This is a genomic window from Paenibacillus sp. GCM10012306, assembly GCF_042649265.1.
Classification (GTDB): Bacteria; Bacillota; Bacilli; order Paenibacillales; family Paenibacillaceae; genus Paenibacillus_AQ.
On record NZ_JBHRYW010000005.1, the window covers coordinates 1,695 to 27,783 of the forward strand.

A 26,089-nucleotide genomic window follows, 5' to 3' on the forward strand; every position below is an offset into this window, starting at 1 on the left:
TCCCCATACGGGAGCGTGGATTGAAATAAGTATATTGCGGAACGGCAGAACTGGTCTATTGACGTCGCTCCCCATACGGGAGCGTGGATTGAAATAAGTATATTGCGGAACGGCAGAACTGGTCTATTGACGTCGCTCCCCATACGGGAGCGTGGATTGAAATAACGTCAAGTTACTGAACAGATCGCCCATTGAATGTCGCTCCCCATACGGGAGCGTTGATTGAAATGCCACAATATCTGCAACTCCAGGAGGGACTTTCCGTCGCTCCCCATACGGGAGCGTGGATTGAAATCAACGCTGATAGTGTGCCTTGGGCTGGTGTGGCGTCGCTCTCCATACGGGAGCGTGGATTGAAATCACGGTCATTCCTGGCGTATCATCAATGTAGATCGGGTCGCTCTCCATACGTAAGCGTGGATTGAAATAACATATGAAAGCAACATCGAAATCACCACTAAGTCGCTCCCCATACGGGAGAGTGGATTGAAATGCTGACCCCAACGTGGGTGACGCGTGAGTTGAACTCGCCCCCCATGCGGGAGTATGGACTGGATCCAACCCGGAGTTGATTCCCAATTAACGGCATTTTTGTACCTTAATTCCCCCTTTTTGAGGATAATAAGGGATATAAGGGCATTTTTGTAGTCTATTTTCCGGGAAAATCCCTTTAAGACATAGAACTGAGGATTTAACGTACAAAATTGCCCTTAATCTAAGCCGAGGCGCAGATGCGTCCGATTTAGGGTACAAAAATGCTGTTATTTGCATTTTGGTGGTTTTAAATTGTTTTAAAAGAAGATAGCTCTCTCTAACAGCCGAACAGCGACCGGAAGTCCAAACAGTCCGTAGTTGTGACGATCGTGCCTTCCGTCCGGTTCTTAAAGTAGTGACACCGTGCCTTCCGTTTGCTTCTTAAGTTTGTCTTATATAGAACAGTCCCTTTATACCGAACACTCTTCCAATTTCATCCTAATATTCTTTTCTTGGCTATTGATATTGGGTATAATTGATAAGGATATAACTTTTATCACAATGAATATGGGAGGAAGTAGATTATGGACTGGAAGGTTTTGTTTTTCTTACATATGATCGGGACTCTGGCGTTGGGATTTTATCTAGTGCTGCCTTTTATTCTTGGCCGTGCGGAGAAGCTGTCACCGGCTGCCAAAGAAGGGACGCTTAGTGCGATTGGCGGTTTTAATCGTTTTGCCCAGTACGGATTGGTCATTCAACTGCTGACTGGTGGTTACATGATGACTAAAGGCGAATACTCCGTACCGTGGATGATAATCGTGGTTGTGTTGTTGCTGGCGATGTTTGCCCTGGGGGGCATTATGAGCAAGCCGTTGCGTCTTGCCGCCGCTGGTATGCGCGAGAATCGCGATGTCTCGGGCGAGACCGGGAAAATTCGTACTCTGAGTGCGTTGTTAACGGTGGTTCTGTTATTGATGGTATTCTTCATGGTGTACAACCAAATTATCTAGTTCTGTTAGGTTTTCTCAAGTTGCGATATATGGAACAGAATGAAAGCGGATAAAAGACCGTTACTTGTGAGCAATGGCTGACGAGAGACGGTCTTTTTGGTATGGAAAATTATAAATACTGTAATCTCCCTTGTTGATCAACTATGTTTGATTCACCCGAAGTGAGGTAAATAACATTACGAAAAGGCTGGAAAAACTGTCAGTGATGCATAAACATGAACCCTTGAGTCATCCTAAGACGATCAGATTACATCCAATTGCACAGCGAAAGGAGACAGGGAAGATGACAAATAGCAAGCAGCCCAAGAAGACTTTACCTCCGCAGGAGCAGCAAAGCCAGCCCGGTATCGAGAGTCAAATGAATCCACGTCCCCAGTATGAGCCAAAGGGTTATAAGGCAGCAGGCAAGCTGCTGGGCAAGGCAGCGTTAATTACTGGAGGAGACAGTGGAATTGGCCGCGCGGTGGCAGTTCTTTTTGCCAAGGAAGGGGCTGATGTGGTCATTTCCTACCTTAATGAACATTCGGATGCAGAGGAGACCAAACGCCAGGTGGAACAGGAGGGGCGCAAATGCATCCTGATCTCCGGGGATATCGGCGTAGAGGCCTTCTGCCAGGATTTAATCAATAAGTCTGTGGACGGTCTTGGAAAACTGGATATCCTCATCAATAATGCCGCAGAGCAGCATCCGCAGGATAAAATTGAGAATATTACCTCTGAGCAGCTGGAGCGGACGTTCCGGACGAATATTTTCTCCATGTTCTATTTGACTAAAGCAGCCATGCCGCATCTAAAAGAAGGCTCTACCATCATCAACACGACATCCATTACCGCTTATCGCGGAAGCCCGCAGCTGCTGGACTATTCGTCTACCAAAGGGGCGATTCTCAGCTTTACCCGCTCGCTGTCTGCCAACTTGGCCGACAAGGGAATTCGGGTCAATGCGGTCGCGCCTGGTCCGGTCTGGACTCCGTTGATCCCATCCACTTTTGATGCGCAGCAGGTCAGTGAATTCGGGTCCACTCAGCCGATGAAACGTCCGGGACAGCCAGAAGAGCTGGCACCGGCTTATGTCTATTTGGCCTCCGACGACTCCACGTATGTGACCGGACAGGTTATTCATGTCAACGGTGGCGAGGTTGTTAACGGCTAAGCATGTTTGGAGGTTATAACAGGAGCGTCTATCCTATCCTTAAAAAGGATTTGGAGAGGCGCTTTTTGATGTGCAGTGGGAGGCGTGAATTATAGATGGTCAACCTGTCAAATTTTAAGTAAACCCTTTCATCCGAGACTTAATATGATATTATATTAATTATAAATAGACCTGAGACAACCTGGACTGAGAGGAGCCTGATGAAGCATGCAGCAATTTGAAGACAGTATTTATAACCTGATTGTAGAGACCTCCACGAATCTGCCGGGTGATGTTCGCCGGGCCGTTGCCAAAGGACGTGCACTTGAGGACCGTGCGACTCGCTCGGGGCTGGCACTTGCCACGATTGCGCAAAATATCGGCATGGCGGAGCAGCAGGTTTCGCCTATCTGTCAGGACACAGGCATGCCTACCTTTATCATCCACACACCTGTGGGGATCAACCAGATCGAGATGAAGAAGGATATCTTCAGTGCTGTGCAGAGAGCGACCAAGAATGGCAAGCTACGACCGAACTCAGTAGACTCGCTCACCGGGGAGAATAGCGGAGATAATCTTGGGGCCGGAACGCCGGTGATTCATTTTGAACAATGGGAAGAAGAAGGCATAGATGTCAGGCTCATTCTTAAAGGTGGCGGCTGCGAAAACAAAAATATTCAATACAGCCTCCCTGCCGAGCTGGAAGGGTTGGGGAAGGCTGGACGTGATCTTGACGGCATCCGCAAATGCATTCTGCATGCGGTGTATCAAGCCCAGGGTCAAGGCTGTAGTGCCGGATTCATCGGTGTTGGCATTGGCGGCGACCGCACAACAGGTTATGAACTGGCGAAGAAACAGTTGTTCCGCAAGGTCGATGATGTCAATCCGTTGGAGGATTTGCAGAAGCTAGAGGACTATATCTTGGAGAATGCCAACAAGCTGGGCATTGGGACGATGGGCTTTGGCGGGGAAGTGACGCTACTGGGCTGCAAGGTTGGTGTGATGAATCGTCTTCCTGCCAGCTTCTTTGTCTCTGTTGCCTATAACTGCTGGGCTTTCCGGCGGCAAGGGGTGTTGGTCGATCCAGCTACGGGCGGAATCACAGAATGGCTCTACGAGAGTGGAACAGGAATCTCTGTGGAAGATGGCACCGAGGCTGCAGTTCCTGTAGCGGTTCTGTCGGAGACTTCCGAAGCGGGCAGTGTCTCTGTGCCAGCGATCTCCTCAAGTCACGGAGTAAGTAGCGATGTGGAACGCGTGAATTCTGGGACATCTGCAAGCGGCTCACGTGAAGTGCGTCTTACGACGCCAATCAGTGAAGAGGATGTTCGCAGCCTGCGGGTCGGAGATGTGGTCATTTTGTCAGGCGAGATGCACACTGGACGTGATGCGCTGCATAAATATTTGATGGATCACGAGGCGCCGGTGGATCTCGATGGTGCAGTGATTTATCACTGCGGTCCGGTTATGCTTAAGGATGAGGAAGGCTGGCATGTGAAAGCGGCGGGCCCGACCACTAGTATCCGCGAGGAGCCTTACCAGGGTGAGATTCTGAAGAAATTTGGTATCCGTGCTGTTATCGGCAAGGGTGGCATGGGGGCCAAAACGTTGCAGGCGCTACAGGAGCATGGTGGTGTATACCTCAATGCCATTGGCGGAGCTGCGCAGTATTATGCGGAATGTATCAAGAAAGTTAACGCTGTAGATTTCATGGAGTTCGGCATTCCGGAAGCCATGTGGCATCTGCAGGTAGACGGCTTTGCAGCGATCGTGACGATGGATGCTCATGGGAACAGTCTGCATGCTGATGTAGAGAAGGATTCAGCAACCAAGCTGGCCCAATTCAAGGAACCGGTATTCCAGTAAGTTTCTATATAGCCCGATGATAACCTTGTTATATGTGGATGCCTCACGCATAGCGACGGACTCAGCGGGCTTTCTTATTCATTTGCGGGGGAGGAAAACAGATGTCACCACACTATGTAAGGAACGGGCTCCAGACGATTACACCTTATTTTATTGTATCTAATGCGGACCGCTTGGTGGATTTTGTAGTGCATTGTTTTGAAGCCCGGATCATCGATATGCTGCGCAGTGACGACGGGCGGATCAAGCATGCCGAACTCCGCATCGGGGACTCGATAATCGAATTATCCGAAGCCAATCAGAAGTATCCGCCAGTGCAGCAAACCATTCATCTCTATGTTAGTAACGTGGACCAGACCTATCAAAAATGTCTTGAGGTTGGCGGGATCATTATTGATGAACCGGTGGATAAACCATACGGTGAGCGGGGGGCCGGCATTAGAGACCCCCATGGCAATCAGTGGTTTATCGCGACTCGTACACAAGAATAAGGGCCTCCCAGTAGAGGACAAGCAAGAAGGACATCGCTGCAGGATTTTCTGCGGAGAAGGTCCTTCTTTATTTTGGTTTTTACATTGCGTTAAAACTTAGCTTGTATAATGAACAGAATTGAACTGGTATTTTAACAAAAATGAGGTTAGGATTGTTTTTACAGAACTTATGTTAAAGAAAGAGGAAACTAATTCATGAAACAATTTCGTATTCGGCTTACAATCATACTGATGACACTTATCGGGATCTCCATGATCGGTGCCGGATTTACGATGGCGCATCTCTTCCGAGAATCGCATATTTCTGCACTCGAGGAGAACATGTCCCGGGAAATAAAATTACTGTCAGGCACGTTTCAATTCAGGGAAATGGATAGCCCGGATGCTATGACCTACTACACCGAGCAGGCTAGACATATCGCAGGATTGACTCAATCCAGAATTACCTTCATCACCAAGGATGGCAAGGTAATCGGGGATTCGGAGAAAGATCCGCTGCAAATGGACAACCATTCCAATCGGGAGGAAGAGGTGCTTGCTGCCAAGGAAGGCATAGGCCGTGCCATTCGTTATAGTGATACTTTGAACAAAACAATGATGTATGTTGCTGGTGCCGTTAATTCCGATCAAGGTTTTCACGGATATATTCGTCTATCCATGTCCCTGGATGCGGTGACCGAAGGGCTGAACCGGGCCTGGATGATTATGGCTGGCGGTCTTGTCCTTCTGTTCATCGCCGCTACCTTTGTCAGTTACAGGGTGGCGTCCAGCATGACCTCGCCGATCGAACAGATCACGAGGGTGGCAAGGCGCATCACGGATCTGGACTATGACGCCCGAGTGCCGATGAAGCGTAAGGATGAGGTTGGACAGTTGGCCAAAGGGATCAATGCCATGGCGGATAGTTTGCAGAACCAGCTCAAAACGATCCGTGATAACGAGGATCTGCTGCAAAGTGTACTCGACAATATGACCGGCGGCATCCTGATGGTTAATGAAGAGGGCGAGATTGCGCTATTGAACCGGGCTGCCGAGCGTATGCTGGATGTCAGCAACAACGAGATGGCCGGACAGCCTTACCAGGAGCTGAAGCGTCATTACGAGCTAACCAAACTGGTGGATGAGGGTGTCTCCCGCAGGGAGCCGATTCATGAGGAGCGCAGTATTTATAATCCGACAGAGCGCATTGTGCGGCTGGATGGTGTACCGATGATGCAGGATGGCTCGTACAGGGGCATGTTGTTCCTGCTACAAGAGGTTACGGATATACGCCGTTTGGAGAAAATGCGCAGTGAGTTCGTGGCGAACGTCTCCCATGAGCTGAAGACACCGGTAGCCGCAGTTAGAGGTTTTGCGGAGACCTTGCTGGGCGGGGGCGTTACAGATGAGAAGACCGCACGTTCGTTCCTTCAAATTATCTATGATGAGAATGAACGATTGAATCGTCTGATTGGTGATATTCTGGAATTATCCAAAATCGAGTCCAAACGCGTTCAACTGGAATGCTCGCCAGTTCATGTTATTGAATTCTTCGACTCTGTACTAGAGACGATGAGCAAAGTAGCAGAGAAGAAAAATATTAGCCTCAGCGCCACAGTGCCGCCGGAGCTGTTCATCGAGGGCGATGAAGACAAGCTGCGTCAGATCTTTATGAACCTGTTGTCTAATTCCATCAACTATACCCAAGACGGAGGAAATGTGAAGGTAACCGTTGTTAACCGGATGGAGGGCGACGGCACCGAGAAAGTCATCTTTGCGGTCAGCGATACCGGGATGGGCATTCCACGCAAGGATCTGCCGCGTATCTTCGAACGCTTCTACCGGGTGGATAAAGCCAGATCCAGAAGTTCCGGTGGTACCGGTCTTGGATTGTCCATTGTGAAACATCTCGTGGATTTGCACCGCGGCAATATCAGTGTTGAGAGTGATCTTGGCATTGGAAGCACATTTACTGTTGAACTTCCGCTGCTTCAGGATCATGAAGGGTAAGAGCAGGTACAATTAATCGCTGAGCGTTTCTATCTTTTTTACACCAAGTTAACATTTTGGTGATATGATGGCATTGTTGCTGTTTTGTAAAATTTAAAACATATGAATACGGGGGAACTTATGGCACAACGATTGCTTGTCATTGAAGACGAACCGACGCTGGCCCGCCTGTTGTCCTACAACCTGACACAGGAAGGCTATGAGGTCACGGTAGAGGATCATGGAACCGCAGGATATGACCGTGCGACCCGAGAGCCCTTTGACCTCATCGTACTGGATTTAATGCTGCCTGGAATGAACGGTATTGACATCCTTGATAAATTGCGTGGTCAAGGCATCCGTACACCGGTTATTGTGCTGACCGCCAAAAATGCAGAAGAAGATGTTGTCCGTGGACTGAAATCCGGAGCTGATGACTATATAACAAAACCTTTTGGCGTCTCGGAGCTGTTGGCACGGGTCAGCGCAGTGCTGCGGCGGATTTCCGGTCTGGCAGAAGAGGTGCCGGCGGAAGCGACGGCGTCTGCATCCACCATTATTTTGGGACAACTCGAGATTTATCCCGAGCGATACGAGGTTTCACTTGGTGGACATAGCATTAACCTGCGTCCGAAGGAATTTGAAGTGCTGTTGTATTTGGCTCGTAAGCCGGGGGTTGTGCTTACACGTGACGATCTGATGAACGCGGTGTGGGGCTTCGACTATATCGGCGGACAACGGACAGTTGACGTGCATGTCAGCTCTCTACGTAAAAAATTGGAGCTTGATCCCGAGTCGGTGCATATTGATTCGATCCGTGGAGTTGGCTATAAACTTGTTGTGAATAAGAAAAGGGCTCCTGTCATATAATTGACGGGGGTTCTTTTTTGCGTCTTATTTTACAATGCGTTAACAATTCTCCACAACTCTATTTACACTGCCCGGGTATCATGAGGTACGAAGATGATGAGAAGGAGACGCAAAACTAATGAAATCCATCATTGACATAGAGAAATTAGATCTCTATTATGAATCTTTTCATGCGCTAAAGAATGTGGAGCTACAGATCCCGGAGAAACAGGTTACTGCCTTTATCGGGCCTTCCGGCTGTGGTAAGTCTACGCTTTTGCGTACCTTAAACCGAATGAATGATATGATTCCTGGAACACGTATTGAAGGTAAGGTTAAGATCAGCGGTCAAGATATTTATAGTGACGAAGTTGAAGTGGAAAGCTTGCGCAAGCAGGTCGGCATGGTATTCCAACAGCCCAATCCTTTTCCAAAGTCCATTTATGACAACGTGGCCTACGGTCCTCGTCTGCACGGAATCCGTTCGAAGAGCGAGCTGGATGGCATCGTAGAACAGAGTCTGCGTCAATCTGCTCTTTGGGAGGAAGTCAAAGATTTCCTGAAGAAATCCGCGCTTAGTCTATCTGGGGGACAGCAGCAACGTCTCTGCATTGCCAGAGCACTCGCTGTGCAGCCTGACATCCTGCTCATGGATGAAGCCACCTCAGCACTCGATCCGGTATCCACACTTAAGATTGAAGAGCTGGTACAGGAACTGCGGGACAAGTATACGATCGTTATGGTTACACATAACATGCATCAGGCGGCACGCACTTCAGGACGAACAGTATTCTTCCTGAATGGTGTGATTGTAGAGGCGGCAGATACAGAGCTGCTGTTCTCGAACCCTAAGGATTCACGCACGGAAGACTATATTTCGGGACGCTTCGGTTAATCTGCTGATCATGCGGGACTTGAAGTGACATCTCACATACCACCTGAGGAGGATCGCTCTGGATATGATTCAAAGAAAAGAATTTGATAAGGACTTGGAAGAACTGCGCAGTCTGCTGCAGCAGATGAGTGAGCATGTTACAAATGCGCTCGAAGGTGCGATTTCCGCTCTGCAGAACCTCGATACTACGCGGGCTCAGGAACTTGTGAAGGCTGATTTGCGCCTTAATGCCATGGAAGACCGGATTATGGAGATCGGATCTAGATTGATCATTACTCAGCAGCCAGTTGCCAAGGATCTGCGTCGCATTATCGTTGCTTTCAAAATATCGAGCGATCTCGAGCGGATGGGCGATCTGGCGATTGATGTCGCCAAGGTTACGATGCGCATTCAGGGACAACAATTGATCAAGCCACTGGTAGACATCCCGCGTATGGCTGAGATTGTCAATGGAATGATCAAGGAATCGATCGTTGCTTATCTGGATGAGAACACGGATCTGGCCTACAAAATGGCTCAAGACGATGATCAGGTTGACCACCTCTATAGCGCGATGATCACTGAACTGTACAGTTTCTTGACAGAGAAACCGGATGCACTGAATCAGGTGATGTTGCTGACGCTGGTGGGCCGTTATATCGAACGGATTGCCGATCATGCCACCAACATTGGTGAAAGTGTAGTATATCTGGTTACAGGTAAACGCCCTGATCTGAATCAATAATCGTTAATACGGGAATACAGAATAGATGAACCTTTATGAACGCCGGCCCCCGCCGGCGTTTGTTCTATTTACAGATCTCCTTTCAGTGAAAGGCGAAATCGTTTCGTCTTCGTACGGCCATATGTTAAAATGGTGAAAGTATGCAACATAAAAGGGTGGGTGCAACAATGGAAAAATTGATTCTTATAGATGGTAATAACGTTATTTACCGGGCATTTTTTGCAATGCCTCCTCTAACGAATACGGCCGGACAGCAGACGAACGCCGTGTACGGGTTCACAACGATGCTGTTGCGTCTGATTGAGGAACATAAACCGACTCATATGATCGTGGCCTTCGATGCGGGCAAGATCACGTTCCGTCATGAGGGGTATCAGGAGTACAAGGGCGGCCGGCAAAAAACGCCGCCGGAGCTGTCTGAACAGTTCCCGTTGCTGAAAGACCTGTTACGCAACCTCGGCGTGCCTCAGTTCGAGATTGAGAGCTATGAGGCCGACGATATTATCGGCAGTATCTCCCGACAGGCAGACGAAGCGGGTCGTGAGGTCATGATCGTCTCGGGGGACAAGGATATGCTGCAATTGGCTTCGGAACATACAACCGTTGCCTTGATCCGCAAAGGTGTTACTGAAATTGAGCTGTACGGTCCGGAACAGATTCGTGAGAAATATGATCTGACACCGGAACAGATTATTGATCTTAAAGGGCTGATGGGTGATGCCAGTGACAACATTCCTGGCGTACCAGGTGTTGGCGAGAAGACTGCACTGAAGCTGCTGCATCAATTTGGCTCCGTGGAAGGGGTTATCGCAGGCACCGGAGAGCTGAAAGGCAAGATGAAGGAGAAGCTGGAAGCTCATGCGGATGATGCCATCATGAGTAAGAAGCTGGCGACGATCTACCGTGAAGTCCCGCTGGAGCATGGCTGGGAAGATATGGTCTTCACAGGGCTAAACCGCGAGACTGCAGGCCCGGCGCTGGCAAAGCTGGAATTCAAATCACTGCTGGAACGCTTGTCACTGAGCGGCAGCGCGCCTGCTTCAGAAGGAGAAGAATCTGCGGAGGCGCAGGAGGCTGAGCTTGAGATTACCATCGTAGGCGAGGATAAACTGGGCGATTTGATTACAGCACTGCCGGGTATCTCTGCACTACATGTGGAGTCGAACGGGGACAATCCGCACCGTGCCGAAGTGATTGGCATCGGGCTATCGTCGCTGGATCGGCATTATTATGTGCCATTTGCTCTGCTGCAAAGTCCGGCTGCTGCGAAGCTGCGGGATTGGCTGGGGGACGAGCATACCCCGAAGAGCGGCTACGACTTGCATCGCGCCGATCTGGCCCTGCACTGGCAAGGCATTCCTTTTGCCGGGGCGGCGAAGGATGTACAGCTGGCAGCCTATTTGCTTGATCCTACGGAAGCTAATCAGGATTTGAGCGACCTTGCGGCTAAGTACGGCCTGCCACGCCTGGCTACGGACGAAAGTGTATTCGGCAAAGGCGCTAAATACAAGGTGCCAGAGCTTGAGGTTCTGGGCCATCATGTCGCGCGGAAGAGTGCAGCAGTGCTCGGCATTGTTCAGAAGCAGGATAAGGAACTGGACAAGACAGCTATGAACGGCTTGTTCGACGATCTGGAGATGCCTCTTTCACGCATTCTGGCCGATATGGAGAAACAAGGGATTGCCGTGAACAAGGAGGATCTGAAGGAGCTCGGCAAGGAATTCGAAGCTCAGATCGCTAAACTTGTCGCAGAGATTTATGAGATCTGCGGAACGGAATTCAACCTGAATTCACCGAAGCAGCTTGGCGAGATTCTGTTCGTGAAGCTGGGGCTGCCTGTCGTCAAGAAGACGAAGACCGGATACTCTACGGATGCCGAGGTGTTGGAGAAGCTAGCCCCTTATCATGATGTTGTGCGGCTGATCCTGCAATACCGGACAATTGCCAAGCTACAATCCACTTATGTGGAAGGGTTGCTCAAGGAAATTTCACCAGACACGGGCAAAGTTCATACGTTCTACCGCCAGACGATTGCGGCAACTGGCCGACTCAGCAGTCAGTACCCGAACTTGCAGAATATCCCGATCCGCTTGGAGGAAGGACGCAAGCTCCGCAAAGTATTTGTCCCTTCGGAGCCGGGCTGGTCGATTCTGGCCGCGGACTATTCCCAGATCGAGCTGCGGGTCCTGGCGCATATCTCTGACGATGAGCGGCTGAAGGACGCTTTTCTACATGACATGGATATTCATACGAAGACCGCGATGGATGTCTTTGGCGTGACCGCCGAACAAGTGGATAGCAACATGCGCCGCTCCGCCAAGGCAGTAAACTTCGGTATCGTTTATGGCATCAGCGATTACGGCCTATCGCAGAATCTTAATATTCCGCGGAAGGAAGCTGCCCGATTCATCGAGCAATATTTTGAAGTATTCCAGGGTGTGCGTCGTTATATGGATGAGATTGTGGTGGAAGCACGGAAGAATGGCTATGTTACCACACTGTTGGAACGCCGTCGTTATCTGCCGGAGATTAATGCCAGCAATTTCAATCTGCGCTCCTTCGCGGAGCGTACAGCAATGAATACACCGATTCAGGGTACAGCCGCAGATATTATCAAGCTGGCGATGGTCCACATGGACAAAGCGTTATTCGAACGCGGATTGAAGAGCCGCATGCTGCTGCAGGTACACGATGAGCTTGTGTTCGAGGTGCCGGAGGAGGAGCTGGAGCTGATGAAGGTGCTGCTGCCTGAGGTGATGGAAGGCGCACTACAACTCTCGGTACCGCTCAAGGCAGAGGTAAGTTATGGAAGTAACTGGTATGAGGCGAAATAGAACCCCCGCGTGCCTCTGATATCCGGTATAATGGAGTTGAGGTGAGAACTATGCCGGAATTACCGGAAGTAGAAACAGTGAAGAGAACACTTAACGAATTAGTCAAAGGAAAGCAGATACAGCACGTCACTGTCCGCTTGGCGCGGATTATCCAGCGCCCGGACGATACCATGGCCTTTGCCCATATGCTGGCGGGTCATACCATTGAAAGTGTGGAGCGTAGAGGTAAGTTTCTGCGGATTTTGCTGGACGGTCTTGTGCTGGTCTCCCATCTACGGATGGAAGGCCGCTACGGGCTGCATGGCAGTGATGAACCGCTGGACAAGCATACACATGTCATTTTCCATTTTACAGATGGCACCGAGCTGCGGTATACAGACGTGCGCCAATTTGGCACCATGCACCTGTTCCAACCAGGGGAGGACCTCAGTCTGCCGCCGCTAAATAAGCTGGGAGATGAGCCACTGGAGCCTTCTTTTACCCCGGAACGATTCAGGAAGATTGTGTCTGGCAAAAGCACCAAAATCAAATCCCTGCTGCTGAATCAGGAATATGTGGTTGGCATTGGGAATATCTATGTAGATGAATCGCTGCACCGTGCGGGTATTCACCCGGAGGACAGCCCTAAAGCGCTGAGCCGGGAACAGCTCGACAAGTTGCATCATGCGATTGTATCCACGCTTACGGAAGCCGTCAATGCTGGTGGCTCCTCTGTCAAATCATATGTGAACGGCCAAGGGGAGAGCGGTACCTATCAGCAGCAATTGCTGATCTACGGCCGTAAGGACCAGCCATGTGCCGTCTGTGGAACATTGATTGAGAAGAGCGTAGTCGGCGGCCGTGGGACGCATTATTGTCCTAACTGCCAGCGTGTTAGCTCAGTTCAGGCTAAGTAATCAATTCTTTTAACCGGCTTGCCGGGTCTTGCCTGAGTTCTCTAGGTTTTACATTGAACTTCATCCCAAGCTGCAGATGGTTGACACCCTCAATTCGTCCCGCCCATATACTGTGTGAAGAATGCTCTAATCAAGCGAACGTTCTGCCTGTGTAATCTTACTCGGTCGGACGGTTCTTCACGGGAGGGATTGCGGGTGCTCAGCCCATTTTTATCATTGCTGTTATTGGCGTTGGCCCTGAGTCTGGATGGATTTGGTGTAGGCATTACATATGGTTTGCGAAAAATGAAAATACCGCTGCTCTCGATCCTGATAATCTCGTTATGTTCTGGCATCGTCATCTATGTCTCCATGCAGGTTGGCGTATTGCTGGCACAGGTGGTATCGCCCAGTATCGCTTCGAGAGTAGGTGCAGTTATCCTTATCCTGATGGGCTGCTGGTCACTGATTCAATCGCTGATCCAGAAGGAGAAAGAGGATCTGAGTGCACAGCAGCAGGAAGAGGACACCGCGCGGATCTCCGCAGTCAATATCTCTGGGCTCTCGTCCGAAGACGAATATGGAGAGGTGGCTGCTGATTCGGAAGGTTATGATGATGACCTCGCTCAGCCAGTGAAACCGGCGGTATACTCACTGGAGCTGCGGCGGCTCGGCATCGTGGTCCAGATCCTGCGCACCCCTTCCTCTGCGGATCTGGATGCTTCGGGAAGCATTTCGCCGCTAGAGGCCATGGTACTTGGAATCGCTTTGTCGCTGGATGCGTTCGGTGCAGGACTGGGTGCCGCACTGCTGGGGTTCAACCCGGGTTGGACTGCGGTGACGATTGCGTTGTTCAGCGGCAGTTTTCTGATCATGGGGATGAAGACAGGATTCAGGTTCGCTGGCAGCTCCTGGATGAGTCATGCCGCTGTCCTGCCTGCGTTAATGTTGATTGTAATGGGAATAATGAAGCTGTTATGAGGTGAGTACATGATCATGGGCTTAACCGGAGGTATTGCATCTGGAAAAAGCACAGTGTCAGCACTGCTGGTGAACAAGGGAGCACAACTGGTAGATGCCGATGTCATCGCCAGAGAAGTGATGCTACCCGGACACCCGGTGCTGGCTGCCGTCGTTGAACATTTCGGAGAGGATATTCTGTACCCGGATGGTACGCTCGACAGAGCGAAGCTCGGGAACATTGTCTTTCATGAGCCTGAGGCCCGCCAGAAGCTGAATGGCCTGACCCACCCGGCGATTCGTCAGGAGATCAAGGATCGGATGTACCGCATGGAGCAGGAAGCGCCGGAGACGCTGATTGTGGTAGATATTCCGCTGCTGTTTGAGTCAGGGCTGGAAGGTCTTTTTCAGGACATTATTGTAGTATATGTGCCCCGTGAGATTCAGTTGGCGCGGTTAATGGAACGGAACAGTCTTACACAGGAGCAAGCGGAGAGTCGTCTGCAATCGCAGATGGATCTTCAGGAGAAGACGGGCAGAGCGAGCTACGTCATTGACAACAGCAGGGATCTTGAGCATACTGAGGCCCAGGTTCTTGCTTTGTGGGACAGGCTGGGGTTGTCATGAGCTGGCTGCGCAAAAAAAGAGTCCTGCTACTCCTGTTCATCGGCTTTACAGCGATACTGTTCCTCAGCACGAACTGGATGTCGTGGTTTTATCCGATTCAATATAAAGAAGAGATCCGTGAGCACAGCACGACCTACGAGATTGATCCGTTCCTTGTAGCGGCGATTATCCGGGTGGAGACAAACTTCAAGACTGGAAAAGAGTCGAAAAAAGGGGCGATTGGTCTTATGCAATTGATGCCGGATACGGCTAAATGGGCCATGGAAAAGGCCAAGCTCCCCGATGTCTCGCTGGATCGACTGAAGCATGAGCCGTCCGTCAATATTGAGCTGGGGACTTGGTATCTATCCTCGCTGTCCCGTCAGTTTGACGGCAATCTTACGGCGGTCATCGCTGCTTATAATGCCGGTCCGGGTAACGTCCAGAACTGGCTGAAGCAAGGGACCTGGGACGGCACGGAGGAGAATGTGAAGGATATCCCGTTTGGAGAGACGCGTCATTATGTGCAGCGGGTGATTTATTATCATAACCAGTACATGGATATCTACAAGGGATTTTAGCTATATATATCAAAAGAAGTATTAAACAGCCCGTGAGCCGTTTAATACTTCTTTAGTCAAGCTATAGGCAGATTAGTGAACTTGACCTGCCAGTTGTTGTTCAGCCAGAGTTACAAGACGTTTAGTGATGTAACCACCGATCGAACCGTTTTCGTAAGAAGTTTTATTGCCATTGTATCCGTCTGCAGAAAGCGTGATACCCAATTCTTGAGCAACTTCGTATTTCAATTGTTCCAAAGCTGCACGGGAATTAGGAACTACCAGGTTGTTGGAGTTGTTGTTTTGGCCCATTGCTGTTCACCTCCTATCGGTTGGTAACTGTATTATGTGCCGGACTTGGCATATTCATAACATCAAACAAACGGTGATTTATGGAAAAAAGTATCGGGCTCTAATTAGCCAGATGTGTACCGGAACGGGACGCACACTATTTTGCAAAAGGAAGTGATTAAGCTTATGAAATGCCCTTACTGCGATCATACAAATACCAAGGTGCTTGATTCACGTCCGGCCAACGAGAATAAGTCCATCCGCCGTAGGCGAGAGTGTGAGCGCTGTAGCAAGCGTTTCACAACGTTTGAGATGATCGAAGAGACTCCACTCATCGTGATTAAGAAGGGTGGCAGCCGCGAGGAATTCAGCCGTGATAAAATCCTCCGCGGATTGATTCGCGCCTGTGAGAAGCGCCCTGTGCCTGTAGAGCGCCTGGAGGTCATCGTATCAGAGGTTGAGAAGACTCTGCGCGGCATCGCCCTGGCCGAAATCGAGAGCCGCCAGATCGGTGAGCTCGTGATGGAGCAGCTCTATCCGGTCGATGAAGTAGCATATGTCCGCTTTGCCTCCGTGTACCGTCAGTTCAAGGATATCAATATGTTTATGAAGGAACTGAAGGGCCTGCTCTCCAAGACTACGGGTGAGTTGGATAGCATCTAGGCATATAGGGGGAGTCTTGCGGAATCGCTGCTTAATTGGAGATAACTTCTGCAGGCTTTAGGAGCGACTAAGATGTTAGATAATTGGAAAAATAGCCCGCCACATTAACTTGTGGCGGGCTATTTGGTTTTTTCACCAATGAAAGATAAATTCAATTATTGAGCGTACATGTTATTCCTCGGACATCGGAGTATGGTAAATGTGGAGACTAATTCGGGTCATCTCGCTGGTGGATTTTGCGAAGTCGGACCCAATCCATTTGGCGAGAGCATTATATAGCGCCCCGGCTTTAAAGTATATACGGTACTTATTTTCGTCGGTTGTGTCATGCGCGTTAGACAGCATCATTTCATTCAAGCAATCTAAAATGATGTAATCTAACTTGGCACTTTGAAGGGCTCTGTAGATATTGCGTTGCTCATAAATCACTTCAAAAAGCACGCTGATAAACTTCTCAGGTTCTTTGGCTTTTCCTGTTAATTCATTGGTGTAAGGCAAGAGCTTTTGATTAATCTCAAAAATAAGCGAATCGACTAAATCCACCAAGATATCCTGTTTGGAGGAATAATTGTTGTAGTAGGCCGTTCGAGAGACCCCGGCGCGCTTCACAATGTCAGTGATGCTGATTTTGCTAAAGGGCTGCTCCTGGATCAAGAAGACTAATGCTGTGCAGATGGCTTCTCTGGTCAAGCGATTGGTTTCTTTATTGGAAGAATGCTTAGATGTGTTCGGACTGTATAATTCATGATTTGCGATGACATTTCCCCTCCATTTGTACGTTCTGGCGTTACTTTTATTGTTTTTCATGATTCTTTTCAATATGCTTAAACCATATGGCGTTACAAATGTAATGTCAAAATTGTTGTTAGGTAAGCCTAGTGGGAGGAACTAACCCTAAAAAGCGAAGATGAGGGGCTCCCTCCTCAACTAACGGCATTTTTGCACCTTATTTTCCTTTGATATGGGCAAATGAGGGAAATAAGGGCATTTTTGCACCTTATTTTTCGGAAAAACACGCTGGAGAGGTACTTCTGGAAGATTTAAGGTGCAATATTGCACTTAATTTCCACTAACCCCTCGCTGCAGAGGATTTAAGGTGCAAAAATGCCCTTAATTACGCTTCGATCCGAACTTAAGATCCTCACTTAATTTTCGGTCGTCATTACGGTGAATATTTGGACTTCCGGTCGCTGTTTGTTGTCTTCAGATTTCTTCGATTAATCCGCTTCTAGCGGTTAAAATCTGGGCACGGCTGAGGCTGTCGACGGGAGCTTGGCGATCGCTTTCGCTCCTACATTTCCGACCATTCCACTTTGTTCCTTCTCGCTTTTTGTTACTTTCTTTTGTTTATCTTATATATGTTTGTTTTTTATGCGTTCTATATAGTTAAATTGGGAGGGCATCATGTTAATGAACTTATACAGACGAGGGTCAGCAGTGCTGCTGTTGATCCTGGCATTCTGTGCTACCGTATTTATAGGCAAAGAAACAGTAATCTCTATAACGACGATTATCATTTTGCTGGTTGAATTAGGCATTTCATATCTACTTCTAAAGAAACGTGAGAAGCTGCATGTGCTGGTGATCAGCGCCATAGTAACAGAAGGTTTATTTTTGCTGACCAAGGAGTTCTGGCTGCTTGCACTTTCTATCCTTCTGCTGATTGTGGCGGGCGTATGGAGAGGACTTTTAGGACAATCGGTAAGAAGAAGAGTCACTGCGTTTCTAGTAGTTCGAAAATTGTTATTTAGTGTTGTTGTTCTTATCGTTACTGCATTTTGGATTATTGGAATTTATGCGAAGCCTATTACTAAGCCTGTGGCATTAGCAGCGAATGTTACGGCCACCATTGACGAACATAAACTGGATTCGGCAGCAGTGATGCTACAGGATATTGAAATGATGAACTCCTTTGGAAGCCGTACCACCGGCTCAGAAGGTCACAATAAGTTTATTGCATGGCTGGAGCAGCAGGTAACGAATATGGGGCTGACCGTGTACCGTGATCAATATACTTTTGACCGATGGGAAGAAAAGAGCAGCTCTTTGCTTATTGATCAGCAGCCGATTCATGTCTCTTCAGCTTTTCCTTATTCCGGGGAGACGGACGAGAAGGGTGTGACGGGGGAACTGGTATACACGGAGCGTGGTGAGTATGAAGAGGCCAGCGGCAAAATTGCAGTCGTAGAAATCGAAAATCTGAAGGATTTTCCGATCGGTATTGTGATGAACATGCGGGAAACATCGCCACAGCAGAACAGAATCGCACCAAGCGAAGGCGATCTTGTTCTCACTACGGCCTTAAAAGGAGCTAAGTTGGAGCTAGCGAAAGAAATGGGCGTGAAAGCTGTTGTTTTAGTCTGGAAAGAGGTATCGGACGAGAAGGTTGAAAAGCAATATGTGCCTTTTACGGACGCCTATGCTGGAATCCCAGCGGTCTGGGTCAATGATTCAGAGGGGCAAAAGGTGATTAGCGCAGCTAAGGAGCATAAAGAAGGTACAGTGATTTTAGAAGCAGAGGAGCAAAAAAACGCACCGACGGAATCTTTTTATGTAAAAATTAACGGGAAAAATAAAGATGAAGCAATCATCATCAACACTCATACGGATGGTGTAAATGTCGTGGAGGAGAATGGCGCCGTAGGCATGCTGTCCATGATTCGTTACTTGCAGCAGGAGCAGCCGGAGCGAACGATGATCTTTGCTTTTGTGACCGGACATTTCCGGTTGCCGGAGTTCAAAGGGACTTCTCAGGCGACGTCCACCTGGATGGAGGGGCACCGTGAGCTGTGGGATGGCGAGAACGGCCATATGAAAGCTGTAGCCGGAATTACGGTCGAGCATCTAGGCAGCATGGAATGGAAGGACGACGACACGGGGCAGTATGGCCCGACGGGACGTATAAGTACAGAATATACCTATGCAGGTAATGAGATGATGGCGGCGATCTGGCAGAAGGCTGTTGAGCAGAGAGAGAATGCACGGACTGTAATTCTACGCGGACATAACAAGTTTGAATTCGGAGAGAGCCAACCTCTTTTTGAAGCAGGTATTCCTGTGCTTGGGTTCATTCCCATGCCGGATTATTTGCTGATGAATAGTGAGAACAGAGAGATGGACAAATTTGACGTGAAACTCATGCATTCACAAATTGTATCGCTGCTGAAAGCAGTTAAGCTGGTGGATGAGACGGAGGCAGACAAGCTTGGGGTGTCGGATGGGTATTCATTTTTCTATGGTCGAACTAAATGACTGTGGAGAATCGATTGAGGCAGGCTGGGATCGTGTTGCCTTCTGCGAGTGAACCTGCTGCTAAATACGCCAATTGTGTGTTGGTTAATGGATTTTTGTTTGTATCTGGTAAAGGACCTTCAAGCAAAGCTAAAGGGAAGTTAGGTCAGAAGTTCACAACAGAACAAGGATATAGGTATGCACGCGAGACTGGACTGGAGATTTTAGCTGTCGTCAAAGATTTTATCGGTTCGCTCGATAAGGTTAAACGGGTGGTGAAAATCCAAGGGTTTGTCAACGCAACGGGTGAATTTGAAGAACATCATAAGGTGTTGAATGGCTGTTCAGATCTTCTGAAAGGCATATCCCTTGCGGATATGTCTTTTGTGATTGAGTGTTCCAAACTATAGATGGTAAAATAATTATATGGAGTATTAAATTTGAAATAAGCATGAAGGGAGGATATTCCCATGCCACATAGAAACATTCGCTACGTGCTGCTGGTTGTTTTCCTTTTAAGTATGCTGATGCCGGCTACAGTCATTGCTAATGGAGGACCGTTATATTTTCCGGCTGATGGTTATGGTCTTCTGAGGCTGGATGAGCAGTCCAATATTAGCTTGGTTCGTGAGAAGATTGTTTATACGATGTCCAAAGGTTCCAATGACTATGGAAACAGTGCTGAAGTAAGCGTGGAATATGAACTCCATAATAAAAACGGTACAAACAAGGATATTGAAGTTTTATTTCTGACGCCATCTAGAGAGTCATTAACCGTATCAGAAGGAGACGAGCTTATTCCAACGAGTCTGGCACCTGAATTACGACCGGTAAACTGGAAGCCTCTGGTGAAAAATACAGTCATAGAGCCTTTAAGTGGCAAGGAATTAGTCCTATCTCGCTATGAGGGCGGTCATAGCCAGGCACAAGGAACACGGTTTCCCTTATCTTTCAAAGAGGGTGAGACAAAACATATCGTTGTTCGTTATGTGGAGCAAGGCGGCATGTATGATAAGGGCGTTATTAATATGATTTATTCGCACTTGTACTATTTGACGCCTGCTGAGTTTTGGGAAGGGAAGCCACAGGTCGAGCTGGAAGTGAAGCTGTATTCGCCTGACAGCAAGCTGCATTCGAATTTATTGATGGAGCAGACGGGGCCGACTACGTATAAAGCAGTTTTTAATGAACTGCCTAGTGAGGACTGGTATTTCTCATACATCGTCCCGAAACGCCTGCTTTTTCCTACGAACATAGAGAAGGACCACAATCTGATGGTGCTTGGCTCAGTCGTTTTGTTGACGGTGATAGCGGCAGTGCTTGCGCTTTATTTTAAGAAAAGTTTTCTGTTCACAATAGGGTCCATTTGCATTTTGTCATTCACGATCTATTATATATCCAAAATGGGCGGTTACCCATTTAACTTTATTTTTGTTACTTTTATCGATGTATTGGTGGGGGCAGGTCTTCTGACATGCCAGATTTGGATCTGGAAAAGGAATAAGCGTTAACTCCTGATTTCGTTAAAAGATGACAATGAAGCAGCATTGAACCAGGGTGTGCTATGAGGATCGGTGTAGTTTATTGTATTTGGTGGTAAAAACAGACCAGAGTCAGCGGGCTGCTTCTGGTCTGTAAGGCGCGTTACAACTGATGAGCTTTCACCCACGAAGCAAGAAACTTGAGCTTTCCGTCAAAATAACCATCATCCTGCCAGGCTCCCCATATAGCGCTTCGACTGGTATGCAGACCCATGAGCCATATTTGTCTAGCTGCGACAAACACGGGAATCATCGCAAGATCCTCCTCGCTTAAGGGACGTTCCTCGGTATAAGCTTCAAGGAATAGACGCCAGCATTCGTCCTCGTAGCTGCGGCTATCGGGATCGCCGTGGATGCGGTCCCATAAAAATACAGACAGATCATATGCGCGCCACCCAAATCCGCAGCAGTCAAAATCAAAATGGGTCAGGCTGCCGTCGGCTTCATAAAATACATTCCAGCCATGAAGATCACCATGGCATGCTCCCCAATCATAGCTTTGGCCTGAAGCAGCTGCCAGCCGAGCTTCCAATCGGCCAGAGATTTCCTGTACCAATTGCACGTCAGCCGGGCGATGCTGTAGAAATGGAAGCAGCTGCTTGAGCGGTTCGCTAAGCAAATGCTGTGCATTTAGCTGGAAGCGTTCATGCTTCGGCGTATAGTGATCCATCGCTTGATGAAGCTGAGCGACAGATTTTCCAAAGAGTACGCTGGTGGTAGGGTCAACCTTGCCTATCCCTTCCGCAAAGGTGAACAAAACTGCAAAACGCTGCCCCTCCGGCGCGTGAAGCTCTGTCAGCCAATGCCCGTCATGTCTGGCAATCGGATAGGAAATCGGGAGGCCGCATCCTTTTAAGTAAGTTAAAAGATCCAGTTCAAAGCGGATCTCTTCTTCAGTTCTCCATTGATGCTTATAAATGCGCAAAATATATTTTCCTTGTTCGGTGTCGACTGCATAAGTGTCATTCAGGCCGTTGGATAGGAAGCGGGTGTTTATTGGTTGTCCGATTGGGTATAAAGTGGCTATCGTTTCAAATAGCTGTTCTTTGTCAAATAGAGTGTGCAGGGGCGAAACATGAATCATAGGGCAATATAAAATAAAGAAATGATCCCAAGCCAATTTTGCTTGAGGGTCATTTCTTTGTCTTGATTATACTCGCCGTACAGAAAGCTTCCTCCAGCTCACCATTATGGCTAGCCTCGCACAGCTCCTCGATCGTGATCGGACCGGACGCTCAACAACCTCAAAGTTTCAATGACGAAGCAGTTGGATAATGGAATCGGGGGTAACAACGTTCGCGTATCGATTTTTTAGTACAACTGGTCGATTGCTATTAACAGTTATTACAGCACTTGCTATACGAATGCAGTAATAAAACTAAAACTGTATGCGATATCTGTCTAAAGTCTTGATTAGATTGTTCGTAAAAAAGAGAAGAGATGTTATACTATGTATCCATGGTACTACGGTGGGACTGTTGAATTTCGTAACTATGTTAAAATAAATACGTTGGATCTATAGTGAGAGGATTGAGTAAGTAGTGTTAAATAATTTTTGGCGTGATTTACCTCGGCCGTTTTTTATACTTGCACCAATGGAAGATGTAACGGATATTGTTTTTCGGCAGGTAGTAAGTAAAGCAGCTAGACCTGATGTATTTTTTACGGAATTTACAAACACGGAGAGCTATTGTCATCCTAAATTGCGTTATGGTGTACGGGGACGTTTAGCATTTACGGAAGATGAACAACCAATGGTGGCACATATTTGGGGGGACAAGCCTGAATATTTCAAGGAAATGAGTATTGATATGGCCAAGCTTGGTTTCAAAGGTGTGGATATCAATATGGGTTGCCCCGTGCACAATGTTGCCAGAAAAGGTAGGGGAAGCGGCCTTATTCTGCGTCCAGATCTTGCGGCAGATATTATTCAAGCTGCAAAAGCGGGAGGATTACCAGTCAGTGTAAAAACTAGGCTTGGCTACTACGATATAGAGGAATGGCGGGTTTGGCTAACCCATATTCTAAATCAAAATATTGCTAATCTGTCTATTCATCTGCGTACAAAAAAGGAAATGAGCTTAGCAGATGCACATTGGGAACTGATTCCGGAAATTAAGGAGCTTCGTGATCGCATAGCACCAGACACCCTTTTGACAATCAATGGGGATATTCCTGATCGAGAAACGGGCTTAAAGCTTGCTGAGCAATATGGTGTGGATGGGGTAATGATCGGGAGAGGTATTTTTCATAATCCGTTTGCTTTTGAACAAGAGCCGAGGGAACATAGCAGTGATGATTTGCTTGAGCTTCTAAGATTGCATCTGGATCTTCATGACAAATATGCACCAGAATTAACGTTACGTCCGTTTAGAGCACTTCTACGATTTTTTAAGATCTATGTCAAAGGATTCCGAGGGGCTAGTGAACTATGCAATCAATTGATGAGCACGAAGTCAACGGATGAAGTGCGTAAGCTTCTTAATGCTTTTGAAAAGAATGCTGATGCTTTGATTGAAGAGAATATAAATGAAGAAGTCACTAAGAACTAACACAAACGGCAGAAATGCCGTTTTTTTTATTTTCACAATTTCTTGAATGCGCATTATATCTTGTCTCACTTCACGTGGTCAGTTTAGGTGGCGATGTTTATTAGCCCTGCTTTTTTTGTTATTTCGACAGCACTCGATAATTTGTGAGAAATTTGTGAGAAGCGCTTGCTAGAATATATTGCGATAAAGAATAGGGAGGAATAGGACATGATGGTGATCTAGAGATGAACTTTTCTTATTTAGACGATCATCTCGATAATGTTGGAACAATGGCTGCGGGTATGAAGAAACTATCTATATGCAATCTCTTGGATCGAATGTGAGTTACATTACACGAAGCATGCTACAAGGAGGCAAAGAAATGCGACAAAAAGCAAAGCAAATTATAGCTTGTGTACTGGTGTTCCTGCTCATCGCGGAAATGCTGCCTGCACTGTCTGGCGAAAAAGCCCATGCTGCAAGTAGTGGCATCATCACTACAGTAGCGGGTAATGGTGAAACTAGCTATATGGGAGACGGAGTGGAAGCGAATTTACCTCTCGTCAGATTTTATAACCCACAAGGACTAGCTTTTGACAGCGCCGGGAATCTGTATATTGCAGACTCCCAAAATAATAGAGTCCGTAAAGTGGATAAATCAGGGATCATCAGTACGGTTGCGGGAACGGGTACCTCGGGCTATTCGGGAGACAATGGACCAGCGAAATCGGCCAAATTGAGCTATCCTACAGGTTTAGCTGTGGATAGCAGCGATAACCTGTATATTGCTGATACAAGTAACGAGCGAATTCGGAAAGTTGATAAGTCAGGGAATATCAGCACGGTAGCTGGTAATGGTTCTTTAGGCTATGCAGGAGACGGAGGGCTCGCGACCTCTGCCAAATTGAACGAGCCGCATGGATTAGCCTTTGACAGTAGCGGGAATCTGTACATAGCAGATACGTATAACCATCGAATTCGAAAAGTCGATAAATCAGGCGCAATGAGCACTGTTGCAGGTGCGGGAGAATACGATGGTTACAGCGACGTAGGCGATGGAGGAGATGCGATCTCTGCTAAATTAGCATATCCATATGGAATGACTTTTGATATCAATGACAATATGTATATCGCAGATAATAATACTTTTCGTATACGAAAGGTAGATACGTCGGGGAAGATCAGTACGGTAGCAGGCGATGGTACTAGTGCCAGTACGGGAGATGGTGGAGATGCGACGTTAGCCCAATTAGTAGGTCCCCGAGGAATTGCTAAGGATAGTAATGACAATCTGTACATCCTGGATGGAAATCAGGTTCGGAAAGTAGATGTGACATCCGGGAAGATCAGCACGATAGCAGGAGGTATTACGGGCGGCTATTCGGGAGACGGTGGACCGGCAACCTCTGCTAAATTATTTATACCGCAGGGCATAGCAGTGGACAAGAGTGGAACTGTTTACATTTCAGATACTTTAAACCAACGAATTCGAAAGGTGGCTGACGGCTACACCGTTAGCTTTAGTTCAAATGGAGGAACAGGCACAGTGCCTGATCCCATGACGGTGTCCCCAGGACAAGCTTCACCAGCGCTGCCGAATGGCACGGGATTAACCGGACCGGCAGGAAAGAAGAACTTTGACGGTTGGAGTACTAAAGCAGATGGAAGCGGAACTAGCTATGAAGCGAATGCAAGCATCAGCAACGTGACATCAGACATTAGACTGTATGCCAAGTTTAGCAATGCTTATACCGTCACCTTTGATTTAAATGGAGGAACAGGTACAGTACCGTCTTCCATAAAGATAGGCGACGAACCTATTTCACCACCGTTGCCAAATAACACGGGATTCACAGGACCGACAGGAAAGACCTTTGGCGGTTGGAGTACCAAGGAGGATGGAACCGGACAGCGGTATTCGCCAGGAGTTCGCATCCCCTATTTGACATCAAACATTACGTTATATGCCATGTGGTTCGAAGTGTATACCATCACTTTTGACTTGAATGGAGCCACGGGTACCGTTCCGCCTCCTATGACGGTGCTTAAAGGAGAAAAGTCATGGCCATTACCGGAAGGCACAGGAATTATTGCTCCACCAGGAAAAGAATTTGACGGTTGGAATGTGCAGGCGGATGGGCAGGGGAACCGATATGTACCAGGTTTAACAATCTCCGTCTTGTCTGATATGACGCTATATGTTGATTGGTTTTCGAAAAAACTGCCCACATACAACGTACATTTTGATTCGCAAGGTGGTTCTGCAGTAGCGGCTCTTAAGAAAGTGGTTGAAGGATCAACCATCAGTGCGCCGACAGTGCCGACCCGGACAGATTACACCTTTGGGGGCTGGTATAAGGAAGCAACGCTTGAGAATGCGTGGACTTTCGCTACAGATATTGTGACGGAAGATGTTACGTTATATGCAAAATGGACCAAAGAAGTGAAGGTGCCTGCACCAAGTTTTGAGCCTGTACCAGTTCCACGTCCAGGCACTGGGCCGGGGACAACAGGAATCCCAAATGTAACGCCAGGAACCGGGAATCATCTAGTGGTAAAAGTGTCCTCGACTATGATTGAAACGC

The 26,089-nt window shown here is 47.9% G+C and carries 23 protein-coding genes; 19 read left to right on the plus strand and 4 right to left on the minus strand.

Annotated elements, in window-relative coordinates; translation table 11 throughout:
- Positions 1 to 294: 294 nt before the first annotated feature.
- On the minus strand, positions 295 to 504 hold the full coding sequence (locus tag ACFORK_RS12760; protein ID WP_379199374.1) for a hypothetical protein: 210 nt from the start codon (positions 502 to 504) through the stop codon (positions 295 to 297).
- Positions 505 to 1,058: 554 nt separating this feature from the next.
- Here ACFORK_RS12760 and ACFORK_RS12765 point away from each other — a divergent pair.
- The 13 genes from ACFORK_RS12765 (at position 1,059) to ACFORK_RS12825 (ending at position 15,268) form a co-directional block, all read left to right on the plus strand.
- Positions 1,059 to 1,487 carry a hypothetical protein gene (locus tag ACFORK_RS12765; RefSeq protein ID WP_379199376.1) on the plus strand — a complete coding sequence of 143 codons (429 nt, stop codon included), beginning with the start codon at positions 1,059 to 1,061 and terminating at the stop codon, positions 1,485 to 1,487.
- A gap of 283 nt (positions 1,488 to 1,770) precedes the next feature.
- Positions 1,771 to 2,640, plus strand: coding sequence for an SDR family oxidoreductase (locus ACFORK_RS12770; RefSeq protein ID WP_379199378.1), 870 nt, complete (start codon positions 1,771 to 1,773; stop codon positions 2,638 to 2,640).
- 207 nt (positions 2,641 to 2,847) lie between these two features.
- Positions 2,848 to 4,485 carry a fumarate hydratase gene (locus ACFORK_RS12775; protein WP_379199380.1) on the plus strand — a complete coding sequence of 546 codons (1,638 nt, stop codon included), beginning with the start codon at positions 2,848 to 2,850 and terminating at the stop codon, positions 4,483 to 4,485.
- Between the two features lie 101 nt (positions 4,486 to 4,586).
- Positions 4,587 to 4,976 (plus strand): VOC family protein, encoded by a 390-nt coding sequence (locus ACFORK_RS12780; protein WP_379199382.1) that lies wholly within the window; start codon positions 4,587 to 4,589, stop codon positions 4,974 to 4,976.
- 195 nt (positions 4,977 to 5,171) lie between these two features.
- Complete coding sequence (gene pnpS / locus ACFORK_RS12785; protein WP_379199384.1) at positions 5,172 to 6,965, plus strand: two-component system histidine kinase PnpS; 1,794 nt, start codon at positions 5,172 to 5,174, stop codon at positions 6,963 to 6,965.
- A gap of 120 nt (positions 6,966 to 7,085) precedes the next feature.
- Positions 7,086 to 7,814, plus strand: a complete 729-nt coding sequence (locus tag ACFORK_RS12790) for a response regulator transcription factor (protein WP_379199386.1) — start codon at positions 7,086 to 7,088, stop codon at positions 7,812 to 7,814.
- Positions 7,815 to 7,932: 118 nt separating this feature from the next.
- Complete coding sequence (gene pstB / locus ACFORK_RS12795) at positions 7,933 to 8,688, plus strand: phosphate ABC transporter ATP-binding protein PstB (RefSeq protein WP_379199388.1); 756 nt, start codon at positions 7,933 to 7,935, stop codon at positions 8,686 to 8,688.
- 64 nt (positions 8,689 to 8,752) lie between these two features.
- Complete coding sequence (phoU, locus tag ACFORK_RS12800) at positions 8,753 to 9,412, plus strand: phosphate signaling complex protein PhoU (protein ID WP_379199390.1); 660 nt, start codon at positions 8,753 to 8,755, stop codon at positions 9,410 to 9,412.
- Between the two features lie 167 nt (positions 9,413 to 9,579).
- A complete protein-coding gene (gene polA / locus ACFORK_RS12805) occupies positions 9,580 to 12,246 on the plus strand; it encodes a DNA polymerase I (RefSeq protein ID WP_379199392.1) in 2,667 nt (888 codons plus the stop codon).
- 50 nt (positions 12,247 to 12,296) lie between these two features.
- Positions 12,297 to 13,142: a DNA-formamidopyrimidine glycosylase gene (mutM, locus tag ACFORK_RS12810; RefSeq protein WP_379199394.1), complete on the plus strand. Its 846-nt coding sequence runs from the start codon at positions 12,297 to 12,299 to the stop codon at positions 13,140 to 13,142.
- A 195-nt stretch (positions 13,143 to 13,337) separates the two neighbouring features.
- A complete protein-coding gene (locus ACFORK_RS12815) occupies positions 13,338 to 14,102 on the plus strand; it encodes a manganese efflux pump (RefSeq protein ID WP_379199396.1) in 765 nt (254 codons plus the stop codon).
- Positions 14,103 to 14,111: 9 nt separating this feature from the next.
- A complete protein-coding gene (gene coaE, locus ACFORK_RS12820; protein WP_379199398.1) occupies positions 14,112 to 14,708 on the plus strand; it encodes a dephospho-CoA kinase in 597 nt (198 codons plus the stop codon).
- The gene (locus tag ACFORK_RS12825; RefSeq protein WP_379199400.1) at positions 14,705 to 15,268 is read left to right on the plus strand and encodes a lytic transglycosylase domain-containing protein; all 564 of its coding nucleotides are present in this window, start codon (positions 14,705 to 14,707) and stop codon (positions 15,266 to 15,268) included. The genes coaE and ACFORK_RS12825 overlap by 4 nt, the downstream gene beginning before the upstream one ends.
- Positions 15,269 to 15,340: 72 nt before the next feature.
- On the opposite strand, the gene ACFORK_RS12830 is transcribed toward ACFORK_RS12825, so the two are convergent.
- Positions 15,341 to 15,559: an alpha/beta-type small acid-soluble spore protein gene (locus tag ACFORK_RS12830; RefSeq protein WP_066374239.1), complete on the minus strand. Its 219-nt coding sequence runs from the start codon at positions 15,557 to 15,559 to the stop codon at positions 15,341 to 15,343.
- A gap of 165 nt (positions 15,560 to 15,724) precedes the next feature.
- Here ACFORK_RS12830 and nrdR point away from each other — a divergent pair, with 165 nt between their 5' ends.
- Positions 15,725 to 16,201, plus strand: coding sequence for a transcriptional regulator NrdR (nrdR, locus tag ACFORK_RS12835; protein WP_379199403.1), 477 nt, complete (start codon positions 15,725 to 15,727; stop codon positions 16,199 to 16,201).
- A gap of 171 nt (positions 16,202 to 16,372) precedes the next feature.
- On the opposite strand, the gene ACFORK_RS12840 is transcribed toward nrdR, so the two are convergent.
- Positions 16,373 to 17,008: a TetR/AcrR family transcriptional regulator gene (locus ACFORK_RS12840; protein WP_379199405.1), complete on the minus strand. Its 636-nt coding sequence runs from the start codon at positions 17,006 to 17,008 to the stop codon at positions 16,373 to 16,375.
- Positions 17,009 to 17,605: 597 nt separating this feature from the next.
- Between ACFORK_RS12840 and ACFORK_RS12845 the strand changes: the two genes are divergently transcribed.
- Genes ACFORK_RS12845 through ACFORK_RS12855 form a run of 3 tightly spaced genes read left to right on the plus strand, consistent with a single transcriptional unit; the run spans position 17,606 to position 20,943 of the window.
- A complete protein-coding gene (locus ACFORK_RS12845; protein WP_379199407.1) occupies positions 17,606 to 19,453 on the plus strand; it encodes a hypothetical protein in 1,848 nt (615 codons plus the stop codon).
- Positions 19,450 to 19,842 carry a RidA family protein gene (locus ACFORK_RS12850; RefSeq protein ID WP_379199409.1) on the plus strand — a complete coding sequence of 131 codons (393 nt, stop codon included), beginning with the start codon at positions 19,450 to 19,452 and terminating at the stop codon, positions 19,840 to 19,842. Before ACFORK_RS12845 ends, ACFORK_RS12850 begins: the two co-directional genes overlap by 4 nt.
- 60 nt (positions 19,843 to 19,902) lie before the next feature.
- Positions 19,903 to 20,943, plus strand: a complete 1,041-nt coding sequence (locus ACFORK_RS12855; RefSeq protein WP_379199411.1) for a hypothetical protein — start codon at positions 19,903 to 19,905, stop codon at positions 20,941 to 20,943.
- A gap of 133 nt (positions 20,944 to 21,076) precedes the next feature.
- Here ACFORK_RS12855 and ACFORK_RS12860 read toward each other — a convergent pair whose 3' ends face one another.
- Positions 21,077 to 22,057, minus strand: a complete 981-nt coding sequence (locus ACFORK_RS12860) for a homoserine kinase (RefSeq protein WP_379199413.1) — start codon at positions 22,055 to 22,057, stop codon at positions 21,077 to 21,079.
- 511 nt (positions 22,058 to 22,568) lie between these two features.
- On the opposite strand from ACFORK_RS12860, the gene ACFORK_RS12865 reads away from it, so the two are divergent.
- Together ACFORK_RS12865 and ACFORK_RS12870 are read left to right on the plus strand one after the other, a co-directional pair.
- Positions 22,569 to 23,525, plus strand: a complete 957-nt coding sequence (locus ACFORK_RS12865) for a tRNA dihydrouridine synthase (RefSeq protein WP_379199977.1) — start codon at positions 22,569 to 22,571, stop codon at positions 23,523 to 23,525.
- Positions 23,526 to 23,886: 361 nt separating this feature from the next.
- Positions 23,887 to 26,089, plus strand: a 2,203-nt coding sequence (locus ACFORK_RS12870) for an NHL domain-containing protein (protein WP_379199415.1), incomplete at its 3' end; no start/stop codon positions are given.

What these genes read in the sequence shown, in the direction of transcription:
- ACFORK_RS12855 (WP_379199411.1), top strand. Translation starts at nt 19,903, where the DNA reads ATGCCACATAGAAACATTCGCTACGTGCTGCTGGTTGTTTTCCTTTTA.
- ACFORK_RS12865 (WP_379199977.1), top strand. Translation starts at nt 22,569, where the DNA reads ATGGAAGATGTAACGGATATTGTTTTTCGGCAGGTAGTAAGTAAAGCA.
- ACFORK_RS12850 (WP_379199409.1), top strand. Translation starts at nt 19,450, where the DNA reads ATGACTGTGGAGAATCGATTGAGGCAGGCTGGGATCGTGTTGCCTTCT.
- ACFORK_RS12825 (WP_379199400.1), top strand. Translation starts at nt 14,705, where the DNA reads ATGAGCTGGCTGCGCAAAAAAAGAGTCCTGCTACTCCTGTTCATCGGC.
- ACFORK_RS12780 (WP_379199382.1), top strand. Translation starts at nt 4,587, where the DNA reads ATGTCACCACACTATGTAAGGAACGGGCTCCAGACGATTACACCTTAT.
- ACFORK_RS12790 (WP_379199386.1), top strand. Translation starts at nt 7,086, where the DNA reads ATGGCACAACGATTGCTTGTCATTGAAGACGAACCGACGCTGGCCCGC.
- phoU (WP_379199390.1), top strand. Translation starts at nt 8,753, where the DNA reads ATGATTCAAAGAAAAGAATTTGATAAGGACTTGGAAGAACTGCGCAGT.
- pnpS (WP_379199384.1), top strand. Translation starts at nt 5,172, where the DNA reads ATGAAACAATTTCGTATTCGGCTTACAATCATACTGATGACACTTATC.
- ACFORK_RS12845 (WP_379199407.1), top strand. Translation starts at nt 17,606, where the DNA reads ATGTTAATGAACTTATACAGACGAGGGTCAGCAGTGCTGCTGTTGATC.
- ACFORK_RS12830 (WP_066374239.1), bottom strand. Translation starts at nt 15,559, where the DNA reads ATGGGCCAAAACAACAACTCCAACAACCTGGTAGTTCCTAATTCCCGT.
- ACFORK_RS12770 (WP_379199378.1), top strand. Translation starts at nt 1,771, where the DNA reads ATGACAAATAGCAAGCAGCCCAAGAAGACTTTACCTCCGCAGGAGCAG.
- ACFORK_RS12860 (WP_379199413.1), bottom strand. Translation starts at nt 22,057, where the DNA reads ATGATTCATGTTTCGCCCCTGCACACTCTATTTGACAAAGAACAGCTA.
- ACFORK_RS12840 (WP_379199405.1), bottom strand. Translation starts at nt 17,008, where the DNA reads ATGAAAAACAATAAAAGTAACGCCAGAACGTACAAATGGAGGGGAAAT.
- mutM (WP_379199394.1), top strand. Translation starts at nt 12,297, where the DNA reads ATGCCGGAATTACCGGAAGTAGAAACAGTGAAGAGAACACTTAACGAA.
- coaE (WP_379199398.1), top strand. Translation starts at nt 14,112, where the DNA reads ATGATCATGGGCTTAACCGGAGGTATTGCATCTGGAAAAAGCACAGTG.
- pstB (WP_379199388.1), top strand. Translation starts at nt 7,933, where the DNA reads ATGAAATCCATCATTGACATAGAGAAATTAGATCTCTATTATGAATCT.
- ACFORK_RS12765 (WP_379199376.1), top strand. Translation starts at nt 1,059, where the DNA reads ATGGACTGGAAGGTTTTGTTTTTCTTACATATGATCGGGACTCTGGCG.
- polA (WP_379199392.1), top strand. Translation starts at nt 9,580, where the DNA reads ATGGAAAAATTGATTCTTATAGATGGTAATAACGTTATTTACCGGGCA.
- nrdR (WP_379199403.1), top strand. Translation starts at nt 15,725, where the DNA reads ATGAAATGCCCTTACTGCGATCATACAAATACCAAGGTGCTTGATTCA.
- ACFORK_RS12775 (WP_379199380.1), top strand. Translation starts at nt 2,848, where the DNA reads ATGCAGCAATTTGAAGACAGTATTTATAACCTGATTGTAGAGACCTCC.